Consider the following 14879-nt stretch of genomic DNA (forward strand, 5'->3'; position numbering starts at 1 on the left):
TTGCCCACCCTACGACACCCGCCTTCGCCGCAACAGCGGCAGACCTACTTCACCTTCCCCGCCAGCTTCTTGATCGCGGCCTTGATCGACACGGCGGCATCGTCGTAACCCTCCCACGCTTTCGATCGCGCCAGCAGGGCCGGCACGGTGCGCAGCGTATAGCGCTTGGGATCGAGGTCGCTCTTCACCTGCGCCCAGGTGACCGGCATCGACACGGTTGCGCCGGCGCGCGCTCGCGGCGACAGCGGAGCCACCGCCGTCGACATGCGGTCGTTGCGCAGATAATCCAGGAAGATCTTTCCCTTGCGCAGCTTCTTCGACATGTTGAGCAGATAGCGTTCGGGATCGTCGTCCGCCATCCACTGGCAGACGCCTTGCGCAAAGGCCTTGGCTTCCTTCCAGCTCACCTTGTCGCGCGCGCCATGGAGCAGCGGCACCACGACGTGAAGGCCCTTGCCGCCGGTGGTCTTGCAGAAGCTGTCCATGCCGATATCGGCGAGCCGCTGCCGCATCTCCTTCGCCGCCTCGACCACCTCGGGAAAGTCCACGTCGGGGGCGGGGTCGAGATCGAACACCAGGCGGCCCGGGGTGTCATAGGCATAGGGCGCGCAGTTCCAGGGATGCAGCTCGACGCCGCCGATCTGCGCCACCGCGGCGAGCCCTTCGATCCGGTCGATCTGAAGATACGGCTTGCGGTCGCCGGAGACCCGCGCAAGCTCAAGAAGGTTCGACGTGCCCTGCATCGCATGGCGCTGGAAGAAGCATTCGCCCTTGATGCCATCAGGCGCGCGGATCAGCGAGCACGGCCGGCCCTTGAGATGCACGATCATCCATTCGCCGACGGCTTCGAGGTAGCGGGCAAGGTCCAGCTTGGTGACGGCGCCACCATCGCCGTCATCCGGCCAGAGCGGCTTGTCCGGCTTGGAGATGACGACGCCCATGACCTCGGCATTTTGAGCGGTCTGCTTCACTCGCCCGCTCGCCTTCGCGCGCGCTGGCTTCCTGGTTTTGGGCTCGGCGAGCTCGGTGTCGACGGGCGTCTCCGCCTCGACCTCCTTGGCCGGCTTGTCCTGCCGCAGGCCCTTGAACGCCGCCTGGCGAATATTGCCGTCGGCCGTGAAGCCCGCGAATTCGATCTCGGCGACGAGCTCCGGCTTCAGCCAGTGCACGTCCCGCGTCTTCTTCGGCGCATTCTTGCCGCCGAACGGGCTTTCCTTGCTCTCAATCGCCTTCAGCGCCGGCATGATGCGCTTGACCTTGTCAGCGCCAAAGCCGGTGCCGACCATGCCGACGAAGGCGAGATGATCGCCGCGCTGCACGCCGGCCATCAGAGAGCGGAATTTGCCGTTGGTGGTCTTGTAGCCGCCGATCACCACCTCGTGGCCGGCGCGGCATTTCGACTTGACCCAGCTCTCGGTGCGCCCCGAACGATACGGCGCATTCAGCTTCTTCGACACCACGCCTTCGAGCTCGAGCTTGCAGGCCGATTGCAGCACGGCATCGCCGCCGCTCTCGAAATGCTCGACATAGCGGAGCTGGCTCGATTTCCGCTTGCGCGATTCCAGCAGCTTCTTGAGCTGCGCCTTGCGCTCCCCAAGCGGCAGCCGACGGTAGTCCTGCCCTTCCGCGAAGAGCAGATCGAAGGCGAAGAAGATCAGGTCGTCGGTCTTGCCATCGGACAGCGCAGCTTGCAGCGAGGAGAAGTTCGGCGCGCCGTTGTGGTCGAGCGCGACGATCTCGCCGTCGATCATCACGTCCGGCAGCGCGGCGGCTTCCTCGGCGATGGAGGCGAATTTGCTGGTCCAGTCGAGGCCCTTGCGCGTCTTCAGCGTCGCCTCGCCGTCCTCGACCCGGAGCTGGACGCGATAGCCGTCGAACTTGATCTCGTGGCACCAGCCCTCGTCTCCGGGCGGCCGCTCGACCAGCGTGCAGAGCTGCGGCGCAACGAAATCCGGCATCTCTGACACCGTCTTGGCCCTCGCCGCGGTCGTGGCAGTTTTCTTCGCCGCTTTGCCGGCTTTCAACGCGGTGCGCGGCGCCGGCTTCACCGTCCGCCCTTTGGTCTCCTCGGCACGATTGGACTGCCAGACCGCGTCGGCCTTGCCCTTGGTCCCCTTCGCCAGCATGAACGGCTTCGGCGCGCGGCCCTTTCCCTCCGCGATCTGTTCCATCGCCCGGCCCGAGGCGACGGACTTGTCCTGCTCGAGAATATCGTTGTCCGCGCCTTCGCGGACATACTCGTCACGATGCTTGATCAAGAGCCAGTTGGTCCGCTTCTCGCCGCCGCGATTGCGCATCCGCACCAGGACCCAGCTTCCCTGCAGCTTGTCGCCACGCAGGGTGAACTTCAGGTCGCCCTTCTTGAAGCCAGCTTCCGGATCGTCCGATTCCCAGGTGCCGCGATCCCACAACATGACGGTGCCGCCACCGTATTGGCCTTCGGGAATCGTGCCTTCGAAATCGCCATAGTCGAGCGGATGATCCTCGACCTCGACCGCAAGCCGCTTGTCATGGGGATCGAGCGAAGGCCCCTTCGTCACCGCCCAGGACTTGAACACGCCGTCGAATTCGAGCCGGAGGTCGTAGTGCAGCCGGGTCGCATCATGCTTCTGGATGACGAAGCGCCGCTGTTTCGATGGCGCCACGGCGGTCTTGCCCGATGGCTCCGGCGTTTTCTCGAAGTCCCGCTTCTGTCGGTAGGTGGAGAGTTTCTGCAGCACGTCCGGTCCCGCTTCTCGTTCGGCACTTGAAGCCTATCACGGCGAAAGTCCCGCCCGGAACCAAAACCCCATGGGGCGGTTGGGGTTCCAAAACGCCTTGAAAACGCTGGAGAATGGAATGGCCCCGCGCGCCTATTGGAAGGGAACGTTGAAGCTGTCGCTGGTCAGTTGCCCGGTCGTGCTTTATCCGGCGACCACCGCGGCCGAGAAGACGCGATTTCACCTGATCAACCGCGAGACCGGGAACCGGCTCAAGCAGCAGATGATCGATTCCGAGACCGGCGACGTCGTCGAGAGCGAGCAGAAGGGCCGCGGCTACGAAGTGCGCAAGGGCAAGTATGTCGAGATCGAGCCGGAGGAGCTCGAGGCGGTCCAGATCGAGAGCAATCACACCATCGATATCGAGAGCTTCGTGCCACGCGAGGAGATCGACCAGCGCTATCTCAACCATCCCTATTACATCGCGCCCGACGGCAAGGCGGCGGTCGATGCGTTCGCGGTGATCCGCGACGCGATGAAGGACCAGGAGCGCGTGGCGCTCGCCAAGATCGTTCTGACCAATCGCGAGCACGTCATGGCGATCGAGCCGCGCGGCAAGGGCCTGCTCGGCACCACGCTGCGTTTCCCTTACGAGCTGCGCGAGGAGGACCAGTTCTTCGACGACATCAAGAGCCCGAAGATCACCAAGGACATGGTCGAGCTCGCCGGTCACATCCTGCAGACCAAGGCGGCGCATTTCGATCCCAGCAAGTTCAAGGACGAATACGAGGACGCGCTGAAGGCCCTGGTGAAGCGCAAGGCCAGCGGCAAGAAGATCGAGCTGCCCGAGCCCGAGGAGCGGCCGAGCAACGTCGTCAGCCTGATGGACGCACTGAAGCAGAGCCTGAAGGGACGCGGCGGGAAGAAGACGGCGGCGAAGTCCCATGCGCGCCGCGCGACCGGACGGCACCGCAGCGCGAAGAAGGCGCACCGGTCGACGGCAAGGCACAGGAAGGCGGGTTAGTTCGTCATTCCGGGGCGATGCGAAGCATCGAGCCCGGAATCCATCGTGCCAAGCGCGACGGGCAGAGAAATGGATTCCGGGCCCGCGCCAACGGGCGCGTCCCGGAATGACAGCCGGGGTCTATTCCCCCGCCTTGAGCCGATACCCGATCCCGGTCTCCGTCAGCACGTATTGCGGCCGTTCCGGATCGGCTTCGATCTTCTGGCGAAGCTGGCGGACATAGACGCGCAGATATTGCGCGTCGGTCAATTCGTCCCACAGCTCCTTCAGCAGGAAGCGGTGGGTGAGCACCTTGCCGGCGTGCTGCACCAGCACCCGCAACAGGTCGTATTCCTTCGGCGAGAGCTTCACCTCGCGATCCCCGGCCTTGACGATGCGGCGAACGAGATCGACCGAGAGATCGCCGGTGCGGAACACCGGGCGCTCGCCCTTGACCTGAAGCTGGTGGCGCAGCGCGGCGCGCAGGCGCGCCAGCAGCTCCTCCATGCCGAACGGCTTGGTGAGATAATCGTCGGCGCCGAGATCGAGCGCCTGGACCTTGCCGGCTTCGTCGCCGCGGCTCGACAGCACCACGATCGGCACGCCGTCGTTGCGGGCGCGGATGGTGCGGAGCAGCTCATGGCCTTGAACGTCGGGCAGGCCGAGATCGAGGATGATCAGCGCCGGCTCCTCGCCAAGTTTCTGCAGCGCCGTCTTGCCGTTCGGCGCTTCCAGGATTTCGTAGCCCTGGGTCGTCAGCCCCATCCGCAGCAATTTGCGGATCGGCGGCTCGTCGTCGATGACCAGGACCTTGATCGGAGCAGCGCTCATGCGGCGGTATCCAATGCGTGGCTCTCTGCCGGAACCGGCAGGCGAATGGTGAGGACCGCGCCGCTCCGCTCGCTGCGATTGGCGGCGGAGATCGTGCCGCGCATCGCCTCGACGAAGCCGCGGGAGATGGCAAGCCCGAGCCCGGTGCCGGGACGGACGTGATCGCCCTTCTGCACGCGATAGAACTTGTCGAACACGCTCTCGAGCTCGTCCGGTGGAATGCCGGCGCCCTCGTCGGCGACCTCGAGCACGACATGAGCGCTGTCGCGCCGGCCGCGGATCGAGATCGTGGTTTCGGGGGGCGCGTATTTCGCGGCGTTGTCAAGCAGGTTGAACAGCACCTGCTCGAACAGCACGGCGTCGAGCTGGAGCATCGGCAGCTCGGCGGCCAGCACCAGCTCGACCTTGTGGCGGCTGAGGATCTTGCTGGCGCGCCGGAGCGCGCTGCCGACGATCTCGCTGAGATCGTGCAGCGCTGTGTTGGGCACGATGGCGCCGGATTCGAGCTTGGTCATGTCCAGCAGATTGGCGATGAAGCGGTTGAGCCGCTCGGATTCGTCGATCACGGTGGCGAGCAAATCGCGCTTCTCGGTGTCCGAGAGCGCGCCGGCGAGATCGCGCATGGTGGAGGCCGCCCCTAACACCGAGGCGAGCGGCGTCTTCAAATCGTGCGAGATCGAGGTGAGCAGCGCCGAGCGCAGCCGCTCAGATTCGACGGTGCGCTTGACGCGGTCCATGTCCTCGACCAGCAGCACACGCTCGATCGCGAGCGCGCCCTGGTCGACCAGCGCATCGAGCAGCCGCCGCTGGTCCGGCGTCAGCAGCGGGCCGGTGCGATCGTTGTCGATGCCGATCACACCGATCGGCCCTCGGCCGGTGCGCATCGGCAAAAACAGCCGTTTTGCGCCCGGCAACGTGTCCGAGCCGCGGCCGGCCGGGCGATCGTTGCTCCAGGCCCAATTGGCGGCGGCAAGATCGGCCTGGTCGAGCTCGTCTTCGGGTGGATAGCCTGATTTCACCGTCAGCAGGCCTTCATCCGGCAACAGCAGCACCACGCGGACCTTGAGCATCAATGCGGTCTGGTAGGCGCTCGCCCACAAGACGTCGTCGAGCGTGGCCGTGCCGGCGAGCTTGCGGCTGAAGGCATAGAGTTGCTCGGTCATCCTGATCCGGCCGATCGCGGTGTCGGCCTGGATGCGCACGCGCGCCGCGACATTGGAGACGATCATCGCCACCACCATGAACAGCACGAAAGCGGCGACATTGGTCGGGTCGGTGATCGTGAAGGTGTAGATCGGCGGGATGAAGAAGAAATTGTAGCAGAGCGAGGCCGCCACCGTGGCCAGCAGCGAGGGCCACAGGCCGTAGCGCACGGCAACCGCGACGACCGAGGTCAGCAGCACGAGATCGACGTTCTCGATGCCGAAATAGGGCTGGATCAGCTTGGCAGCGCCGAGACCCACAAGCACGATCCCAAGCGCCTTGAGAAAAGGCAAGGAATCGAACGGCTCGGATCGTGCGGCGGTCTGCACCGCCATCTTGGGCGCGGCCTCTTCGGAAAGCTCGTTCCCGGGGATGACGTGAACGCTGATATTGCCCGCGCGGCGCACCAGATCGTGCACGACCGAGCCGCGCGTCATCTCGAACCAGCGCGAGCGCGTCGACTTGCCGATCACGATCTGGGTGACGTTGTTGCCGTGCGCGAAACCGATGAGATCATCAGCGATACGGCGGCCGACGGCGGGAATGGTCAGCGCCTCGCCGCCGAGCGATTCCGCAAGCCGCAGCGTGTCGGCCAGCCGATCCCGCTCCTCGTCGGACAATTGCAGCGATCGCCGCGTCTCGATCGAAATCGCGGTGAACGGCGCATGCAGCCGGTCGGCCAATCGCTTGGTGTAGCGCACGAGGCCGGCCGCGCGCGGGTCCTCGCTGACGCAGACCAGGATGCGCTCACCCGCCGCCCAGGGCCCAGGAATCGCATTCGCCTGCATGTGATTGAGGAGCTGCTCGTCGACCCGCTCGGCGGTGCGGCGCAGCGCGAGCTCGCGCAGCGCGGTGAGATTGCCCGGCGAGAAATAATGCTCCAGCGCCCGCTCGGCCTGCTTGGGCACATAGACCTTGCCCTCCTTCAGGCGCTGGATCAGGTCGTCTGGCGTGAGGTCGATCAGCTCGATCGCGTCGGCTCGGTCGAACACCGAATCCGGTACGGTCTCGCGCACCCGGACATGGGTGATCTGGGCAACGACATCGTTCAGGCTCTCGATGTGCTGGATGTTGACGGCGGTATAGACGTCGATGCCGTGCGAGAGCAGCTCCTCCACGTCGAGATAGCGCTTGGGATGGCGGCTTCCGGACGCATTGGTGTGGGCGAGCTCGTCGACCAGCGCGATCTGCGGCCGCCGCGCGATCACCGCGTCGAGGTCCATCTCTTCGACGATCTGGCCGCGGTAGTCCAGCCGCTTGCGCGGGACCACTTCGAGGCCGCGCACCAGCGCCTCGGTCTCGGCGCGGCCATGGGTCTCGACGAAGCCGACCACGACATCGATGCCGGCCTTGCGCTTGGCCTGGGCGCTTTGCAGCATCTCGTAGGTCTTGCCGACGCCGGGAGCGGCGCCGACGAAGATCTTCAGCCTGCCGCTCGCACCCTCCTCCCGGCGCGCCGCTTCCAGCAGGGCCTCCGGTGACGGACGTTGTTCGGGATCGCGACGCTCTCGGACCATCTTGCCAGTATAATCACCCGTCCACTGCGAGCCTAGACCGCTACTTCGCGGCCATGCGATCGAGCGCGAGATTCAAGGCCAGAACGTTAACCCGGGGCTCGCCGAGCAGGCCGAGCAGGCGGCCTTCGGTGCTGGCGGTCACGAGCTGCTTGACCTGATCCTCGGGCAGATTGCGCGCCTTTGCCACGCGCGGCACCTGGAATTGCGCCGCTTCCGGCGAGATGTTCGGGTCGAGGCCACTGGCCGACGTCGTCACCAGGTCGACCGGCACCGAGGCGTTCGGATTCTCGCGCCTGAGCTTGTCCACATCTTCCTTCAGCCGGTCGGCCAGCGCCTTGCTGGTCGGACCGAGATTGGAGCCGCCCGAATTGGCGGCGTTGTAGGACGCGGGCACCGTCTTGGTCGAATCGTTCGGGTCCGGCGCCAGCGTCGCCGAGGGACGGCCATGGAAGTACTTGTCGTCCTTGAACTCCTGCCCAATCAGGGCGGAGCCGATCACCTTGCCGTCTTTCTCGATCAGGCTGCCTTGCGCCTGCACGGGAAACAGCGCGCCGGCAATGCCGGTCATGGCGAGCGGATAGGCAAGGCCCGTGATGGCGGTGAGCGCCAGCAAGAGGACGATGGCGGGGCGGATTTCTCTGAGCATGTTGGGTCTCCTATGTCTTCCGTCATTGCGAGCGAAGCGAAGCAATCCAGGGTCTTTCCACGGAGGCAGTCTGGATTGCTTCGTCGCAAGGGCTCCTCGCAATGACCGGTTATGCCAAGTGCAAGGCGGTCACCGCGAGGTCGATCGCCTTGATGCCGATGAAGGGAATGACGATGCCGCCGAGGCCGTAGATCAGGAGGTTGCGGCGGAGCAGCGCGCCGGCACCGACGGCGCGATAGGCGACGCCCTTCAGCGCCAGCGGAATCAGCGCGATGATGACGAGCGCGTTGAAGATGATGGCCGACAGGATGGCACTTTGCGGGCTCGACAGGTTCATGACGTTGAGGACGTTGAGCTGGGGGTAGAACGCCAGGAACATCGCCGGGATGATCGCAAAATACTTGGCGACGTCGTTGGCGATCGAGAACGTCGTCAGCGCACCGCGCGTCATCAGGAGCTGCTTGCCGATCTCCACCACCTCGATCAGCTTGGTCGGGTTGGAGTCGAGATCAACCATGTTGCCGGCCTCGCGGGCGGCCTGAGTGCCGGTATTCATCGCGACGCCGACATCGGCCTGGGCGAGCGCCGGGGCGTCGTTGGTGCCGTCGCCGCACATCGCCACCAGCTTGCCCTTGGCCTGCTCGTCACGGATCAGCTTGAGCTTGTCCTCGGGCGTTGCCTGCGCCAGGAAATCATCGACCCCGGCTTCCGCGGCGATGGCGGCCGCCGTCATCGGGTTGTCGCCGGTGATCATGATGGTGCGGATGCCCATGCGGCGGAGTTCGGCGAAGCGCTCGCGGATACCGCCCTTGACGATGTCCTTGAGCTGGACGATGCCGAGCAACTTGCCGTCCCTGGCGACCGCCAGCGGTGTGCCGCCGGCCTTCGATATCTCATCGGCGATGGTCTGGATCTCGCGGCCAACCTCAGAGAGCCCGCCGGGCTGAAGGGCACGCGCGGTGCTGCCCGAGGCAACCGCCAGCGGTGCACCGCGGCCGACATAGTTCAGCATCGCATCGACCGCGCCCTTGCGCACCGACGAGCTGCCCGCGTCGACGCCGCTCATGCGGGTCTGCGCCGTGAACGGAACGAAGGTCGCGCCCAATTCGGCCATGTCGCGGCCGCGGATGCCGTACTTCTCCTTGGCCAGCACGACGATGGAGCGGCCTTCCGGCGTCTCGTCCGCCAGCGAGGCGAGCTGGGCGGCATCCGCCAGCTCCTGCTCGGTGACGCCGCGCACGGGACGGAAGGCGGTCGCCTGCCGGTTGCCGAGCGTGATGGTGCCGGTCTTGTCGAGCAGCAGCGTGTCGACGTCGCCGGCGGCCTCGACCGCGCGGCCCGACATCGCCAGCACATTGAAGCGCACCAGGCGGTCCATGCCGGCGATGCCGATGGCGGACAACAGCGCGCCGATCGTGGTCGGGATCAGCGTCACGAACAGAGCCACCAGCACGACCACCGAGATCGAGCCGCCGGCATAGGCGGCGTAGCTCGGGATCGTCACGGTGGCGAACACGAAGATGATGGTGAGGCCGGCGAGCAGGATGTTGAGCGCGATCTCGTTCGGCGTCTTCTGCCGCTCGGCGCCCTCGACCAGCTTGATCATGCGGTCGATGAAGGTCGATCCCTGCGCGGCGGTGATGCGCACCCGGATCCAGTCCGACAGTACCTGCGTGCCGCCCGTCACCGCCGAACGGTCGCCGCCGGATTCGCGGATCACGGGCGCGGACTCGCCGGTGATGGCGGCCTCGTTGACGGAGGCGACGCCCTCGACCACCTCGCCGTCCGAGGGGATGGTGTCGCCCGCCTCGACCAGCACGAGATCGCCGACCTTCAGGCTCGTGCCCGACACGAGCTTGTAGTCGCGGCCCGCGCCGCTCAGGAGCTTGGCCTGGCTCTCGGTGCGGGTCTTGCGCAGCGTCTCGGCCTGCGCCTTGCCGCGGCCCTCGGCGACGGCTTCGGCGAGATTGGCGAACAGCACGGTGAACCACAGCCAGAGGATGATCTGGAAGGTGAAGCCGAGATTCTCCCCGCCGGTGACGAGGTCGCGCAGGAAGATCACGGTGGTGAGCGCGGCCACGATCTCGACCACGAACATCACGGGGTTCTTGATCATGGCGCGCGGATCGAGCTTGGTGAAGGCAGCGCCGATCGCCGGCATCACGATCTTGGGATCCAGCATCGCCGAGACCGGCATGCGCTTGTTGGATTTGTGGACAGGTTCCATGGAGGTCACTCCGAAAAGCGAGATCAGAAGACGTTGCCGGCGTTCATCGCGAGATGCTCGACGATGGGACCGAGTGCGAGCGCCGGGAAGAAGGTCAGGCCGCCCATGATCAGGATGACGCCAACGACGAGGCCGACGAACAGGCCGCCGGTGGTCGGAAAGGTGCCCATCGACGGGGGGATCGACTTCTTCGCGGCGAGCGAGCCTGCGATCGCCATGGCCGGAACGATCATGAAGAAGCGACCGACGAACATCGCGCTGGCGAGCGTGAGATTGTAGAACAACGTGTTGCCGGTGAGGCCCGCGAAGGCCGAGCCGTTGTTGGCCGCCCCCGACGTGAAGGCGTACAGCACTTCGGTGAAGCCGTGCGGTCCGGCATTCGCCATCGACGCCACCGCCGCGGGATAAACCACAGCGACGGCGGCCCAGCCGAGAATCATCAGCGGCAGGACGAGAATGGCGAGCATCGCCATCTTGACTTCCCGCGCCTCGATCTTCTTTCCGACAAATTCCGGCGTACGGCCGACCATCAGGCCTGCGACGAAGATCGCCAGGACGACGAACAGCAGCATGCCGTACAGGCCGGCGCCGACGCCGCCGACGATGATCTCCCCTAACTCCATGTTGATCAGCGGGATCATGCCGCCGAGCGCGGTGAAGCTGTCGTGCATGGCGTTCACGGCGCCGCACGACGCGGCGGTGGTGATCACCGCGAACAGCGAGGACGCAACGATGCCGAAGCGGACTTCCTTGCCCTCCATGTTGCCGCCGGTCAGGCCGAGTGCATGCAGGGTCGTGGTGCCGCTGGCTTCAGCCCAATAGCAAACGGCGACGCCTGCGACGAACAGCACGCCCATCACGGCGAGGATCGCCCAGCCCTGGCGCTGGTTTCCGACCATGCGGCCGAACACGTTGGTGAGCGCCGCGCCGAGCGCGAAGATCGACAGCATCTGCACGAAGTTCGACAGCGCGGTCGGATTCTCGAAGGGATGCGCGGCGTTGGCGTTGAAGAAGCCGCCGCCGTTGGTGCCGAGCATCTTGATCGCGACCTGCGAGGCGACCGGGCCGACCGCGATGGTCTGCCTGGCGCCTTCGAGCGTGGTCGCTTCGACGTAGTCGCCAAGCGTTTGCGGGATGCCCTGCCAGACCAGGAACAGCGTGAACACGACGCAGATCGGCAGCAGGATGTAGAGCGTGCAGCGGGTCACATCGACCCAGAAGTTGCCGATTGTGCGCATGGACGCGCGGGCAAAGCCACGGATCAGCGCGACCGCGAGCACGATACCGGTCGCCGCCGACAGGAAATTCTGGTGGGTCAGGCCGACCATCTGGGTCAGATAGGACAGCGTGCTCTCGCCGCCGTAGTTCTGCCAGTTGGTATTGGTGATGAAGGAGATCGCGGTGTTGAAGGACAAATCCTCGGCGACCGCGGACTGACCGGCCGGATTGAACGGCAGCACGGCCTGCAGCCGCATCAGGCCGTAGATGATGAGGAAGCCACCGACATGAAACAGCAGCATCGCGACCGTGTAGGTCAGCCAGTGCTGCTCGCGCTTCTCGTCGACGCCGGAGATCCAATAGATGCCGGCCTCGATCGGCCGCAGGACGGGCGACAGGAAGGTGCGCTCGCCGTTGAACACGCGCGTCATGTACCAGCCGAGCGGCTTGGTCAGCGCGACCACGATCGCGCAATAGAGAATGATCTGGAACCAACCGATCACAGTCATGGCATTAACCCTTCAGGCTTTTGGTCCGGCGCAAAAGCGGCAGGAGCAGCGCGAGCAGGCCCGCGACGAGCGCAGCCTCGGCCAGCAGCAATTTTGCGAGCAGCAGCACGGCGTCAGAACCGCTCGGGCCGCAGCAGTGCATAGGTGAGATAGATCAGGAGGCCGAACGAGACGGCGCCGGCGAGCGCATAATCGAAGATCATGGTCCGCTCCCTCACAGCCGTTCGCAGGCATAGGTGTAGCCGATCGCGAGGGCAAAGAAGAAGAAGCCCAGCGCCAGCATCAAAAGGTCCATCATGGCGATACTCCTTAGGAGAGACGAGTCCGGGATAGCCCGTCTCTGGATCCCGGCGGGCCGCTTGCTGCAATCGAGCGCGGCACGGGCCGGAACTTCACCGCGCTGAAGTGCCACCGTGCCCATAGGTTTTCGAGATGAGACCTGTGGCGACGTTATAGGAATCTCATAAAGGCCGACCCGTCTCGGCGCAGGGCTATCGCGACTGAGAGCCCTCCCCGCAGCCATCCTTCGAGACGCCCGCTTGGGGCGGGCTCCTCAGGATGAGGGCGGACTGCGCGGCCATAGTTTCAGCGGGCACTGACGCCGATGAGCCTCATCCTGAGGAGGCGCGTCAGCGCCGTCTCGAAGAACGAGGCGTGCGCACGGGCTGCCGCTACGAGTCCGCTGACCGGGAAGACCCGGCCGCTTATGGAATCCCTATATCTCTCGCCCGATCCCTCTCTCGTTTTCAAATGCTCTTCCCGCCATCTTGGCGAGGCCGGCCGACTGACCGACGCCAATTCCAGGAGGCCTGACATGACCGCTCTCCACCCGCTCGATCTCCCCTCGCTCGCCGAACAGCTGCGCAAGGCCCATTCAATGACGCGGCCGCTGATGCTCGACATCATCGGTCGCGCCTGCCGACGCTTGCCGTCGCTGGGCCGGGGCGAACGCGCAGCCCGCGTCATGCGCCTGATCGATGCGGAAGCCTGGGCCGATGCGGCGCTGGCGCTGATGGAGCTCGAGCTGCCGATGTGGCAGGTCCGCCGCATCGCCTACGATGACGGCGAGTGGCATTGCGCGCTGTCGCGCGAGCGCGAGCTGCCGGACTGGCTGGATGCCGCGGTCGAAGCGCGCCATGCCGACCTCGCGCTCGCCCTGTTGTCGGCGTTCGTCGAGGTGCGGGCGCTGACGGCCGAAATATCGCGGCCGAGCGTTCCTTCCGTCCGCCCGATGCTGGACCCGCTTTACGAGCCGGTCGCCTGCGACAATTCCCGCTAGACGCATCTGAAAGGACACGAGAAATGCCGACGCCGTTTCTCGGCTTTGGACGACCCCGTCTGAGGGCTGAACAGCAGTTGCGCATATCGAAGCTGCGCAAAGCTCGACTCGAGCGTATCGCCCTGGATGGGTTGGCCATGCTGTCGATGGGCAGCGTGCTCACCGCGCTGATCGCGCTGAGGACCGCAATCCATATCTGGCATCTCCCCGCCTGACCGGCATTGCGGACGTGATGATCTTTCGCGGCCTCGGGGTCTAGTTCCTCACCTCCGCCTCGATCAGTCGCGCCAGCTCCGACGCGGTGACCTCGATCGGCCGGCCGCTGCGCTCGACGCGGGCCTGGATCAGCGCGCCCTGGAGCGCCGACGTGCAGAGCACGGCCAGCGCCTCCGCCCGCGGCCTGGCAAACCCGTCGGCGACCAGCTTGTCACGCAGGATCGATAGCCGTGCCGCATAGGCCTTGCGACCGGCCTCCGACACGGCGCGCTCGCGCGGCGCAAGCTCGAGCAGCACGGTCGTGATCGGGCAGCCGTTACGGAAGCCGGAGCCCTGCATCCAGCCTGCCAGCAGTCTGGCGTGCGCGCGCAAGAGCTCGCCGGTCGAACCGCACTCTGCCGCGAGCTCGGCGACCGTCGCCGCGACGCGGCGGCCCGCCTCCTCCACCGCCGCCACCGCGATCGAGGATTTTCCGTCCGGAAAGTAATGATAGAGCGACCCCTTCGGCGCGCCGCTGACGTCGACGATGTCGTTGAGGCCGGTGCGGGCAAATCCCTGGCGGCGGAATAGCGTCACTGCGGCATTGATGATGGGCTGACGGTGCTTCGGCACGGCCGGCATGGCACTCTCCTCCGCTCAGAAATTATACTGATTGGTCTACATCAGCCTCCGACAGTCAAGACATGACAATGACGGAGAGAGGCAGATGCCTGAGAGAGTGACCTATGAACTGAACGACGGCGTGGCGCGGATCGGGCTCGACGACGGCAAGGTCAACGTGATGTCGGCCGCGATGCTGGGCGAGATCGGCGCCGCCTTCGACCGCGCCGAGACGGAGGCGGAGATCGTGGTGCTGCGCTCAGGCCGGCCCGGCATCTTTTCCGCGGGCTTCGATCTGAAAGTGTTCGCCTCGGGCGATGCTGCCAAGAGCCTGGAGATGGTCCGGGCCGGCGCCGAGCTTGCGCTGCGGCTGATGTCATTTCCGCATCCGACCATCGGCGTGATGGAGGGCCATGCTTACCCGATGGGAACGTTCCTGCTGCTCGCCTGCGACGTCAGGCTGGGCGCGCGCGGACCGCACCGCATGGGGCTGAACGAGGTGGCGATCGGCATCGCGCCTCCCAGCTTTGCCATCGAGCTCGCGCGCAGCCGGCTGCAGCCGGCCTGGCTCAGCCGTACCGTCACGCTGGGCGAGATGTACCAGCCCGAGGAGGCGCAGACGGCCGGCTTTCTCGATCGCGTGGTTGCACCTGAGATGGTCGACGCCACGATCGAGACGATCATCACCGGCCTGCGCGCCATCCACAAGCCGTCGCATGCCACCGCAAAGCGGCGCCTGCGCCGGGGAGCCATGGACGCCATGCGCGCGGCGATCGACCGCGAGCTGACCATGGCTGCCTATGAGGCAAGCAACCGCGCGCGCAGCGCAGTCGCGCTGCCCGGTTGAGGCCGGCTACCCCGCGGAAAAGGCGTTGCCTAAAACCACCTGGCCGATCTGGCGCAGTTTCACGGAACCGTGTAGAGCGGTTTC

Annotated in this window: 13 protein-coding genes; 4 read left to right on the plus strand and 9 right to left on the minus strand. The window is 65.7% G+C overall.

The window, feature by feature from the left end:
- Positions 1 to 44 precede the first annotated feature (44 nt).
- Positions 45 to 2720, minus strand: a complete 2676-nt coding sequence (gene ligD, locus ACM43_RS18565) for a DNA ligase D (RefSeq protein ID WP_271542001.1) — start codon at positions 2718 to 2720, stop codon at positions 45 to 47.
- A 118-nt stretch (positions 2721 to 2838) separates the two neighbouring features.
- Here ligD and ku point away from each other — a divergent pair, with 118 nt between their 5' ends.
- Positions 2839 to 3723, plus strand: coding sequence for a non-homologous end joining protein Ku (gene ku, locus ACM43_RS18570; RefSeq protein WP_157281790.1), 885 nt, complete (start codon positions 2839 to 2841; stop codon positions 3721 to 3723).
- Positions 3724 to 3843: 120 nt separating this feature from the next.
- On the opposite strand, the gene ACM43_RS18575 is transcribed toward ku, so the two are convergent.
- The 7 genes from ACM43_RS18575 to ACM43_RS18605 all read right to left on the minus strand — a co-directional run bounded on the left by ACM43_RS18575 (position 3844) and on the right by ACM43_RS18605 (position 12274).
- Entirely contained in the window at positions 3844 to 4533 is a 690-nt protein-coding gene (locus tag ACM43_RS18575; RefSeq protein WP_271542004.1) for a response regulator, read from the minus strand.
- Positions 4530 to 7253 carry a sensor histidine kinase gene (locus ACM43_RS18580; RefSeq protein WP_271542006.1) on the minus strand — a complete coding sequence of 908 codons (2724 nt, stop codon included), beginning with the start codon at positions 7251 to 7253 and terminating at the stop codon, positions 4530 to 4532. Before ACM43_RS18580 ends, ACM43_RS18575 begins: the two co-directional genes overlap by 4 nt.
- Positions 7254 to 7293: 40 nt before the next feature.
- Positions 7294 to 7899 carry a K(+)-transporting ATPase subunit C gene (locus tag ACM43_RS18585; protein WP_271542008.1) on the minus strand — a complete coding sequence of 202 codons (606 nt, stop codon included), beginning with the start codon at positions 7897 to 7899 and terminating at the stop codon, positions 7294 to 7296.
- Between the two features lie 109 nt (positions 7900 to 8008).
- Positions 8009 to 10126, minus strand: a complete 2118-nt coding sequence (kdpB, locus tag ACM43_RS18590) for a potassium-transporting ATPase subunit KdpB (RefSeq protein ID WP_271542010.1) — start codon at positions 10124 to 10126, stop codon at positions 8009 to 8011.
- A 23-nt stretch (positions 10127 to 10149) separates the two neighbouring features.
- Positions 10150 to 11853, minus strand: a complete 1704-nt coding sequence (gene kdpA, locus ACM43_RS18595) for a potassium-transporting ATPase subunit KdpA (RefSeq protein ID WP_271542012.1) — start codon at positions 11851 to 11853, stop codon at positions 10150 to 10152.
- Between the two features lie 113 nt (positions 11854 to 11966).
- On the minus strand, positions 11967 to 12056 hold the full coding sequence (locus ACM43_RS18600) for a K(+)-transporting ATPase subunit F (RefSeq protein ID WP_035698142.1): 90 nt from the start codon (positions 12054 to 12056) through the stop codon (positions 11967 to 11969).
- A gap of 11 nt (positions 12057 to 12067) precedes the next feature.
- Positions 12068 to 12274, minus strand: a complete 207-nt coding sequence (locus ACM43_RS18605; protein WP_271542014.1) for a hypothetical protein — start codon at positions 12272 to 12274, stop codon at positions 12068 to 12070.
- 393 nt (positions 12275 to 12667) lie between these two features.
- Between ACM43_RS18605 and ACM43_RS18610 the strand changes: the two genes are divergently transcribed.
- Positions 12668 to 13132 carry a hypothetical protein gene (locus tag ACM43_RS18610; RefSeq protein WP_271542016.1) on the plus strand — a complete coding sequence of 155 codons (465 nt, stop codon included), beginning with the start codon at positions 12668 to 12670 and terminating at the stop codon, positions 13130 to 13132.
- Between the two features lie 23 nt (positions 13133 to 13155).
- Positions 13156 to 13347: a hypothetical protein gene (locus ACM43_RS18615; RefSeq protein ID WP_271542018.1), complete on the plus strand. Its 192-nt coding sequence runs from the start codon at positions 13156 to 13158 to the stop codon at positions 13345 to 13347.
- Positions 13348 to 13387: 40 nt separating this feature from the next.
- On the opposite strand, the gene ACM43_RS18620 is transcribed toward ACM43_RS18615, so the two are convergent.
- Positions 13388 to 13969, minus strand: a complete 582-nt coding sequence (locus ACM43_RS18620; RefSeq protein WP_271542020.1) for a TetR/AcrR family transcriptional regulator — start codon at positions 13967 to 13969, stop codon at positions 13388 to 13390.
- Positions 13970 to 14054: 85 nt separating this feature from the next.
- Here ACM43_RS18620 and ACM43_RS18625 point away from each other — a divergent pair, with 85 nt between their 5' ends.
- Positions 14055 to 14795, plus strand: a complete 741-nt coding sequence (locus ACM43_RS18625; protein WP_271542043.1) for a crotonase/enoyl-CoA hydratase family protein — start codon at positions 14055 to 14057, stop codon at positions 14793 to 14795.
- The last annotated feature ends 84 nt before the right edge of the window (positions 14796 to 14879 follow it).

The organism is Bradyrhizobium sp. CCBAU 45321, from assembly GCF_028128975.1.
GTDB classification, from domain to species: domain Bacteria; phylum Pseudomonadota; class Alphaproteobacteria; order Rhizobiales; family Xanthobacteraceae; genus Bradyrhizobium; species Bradyrhizobium yuanmingense.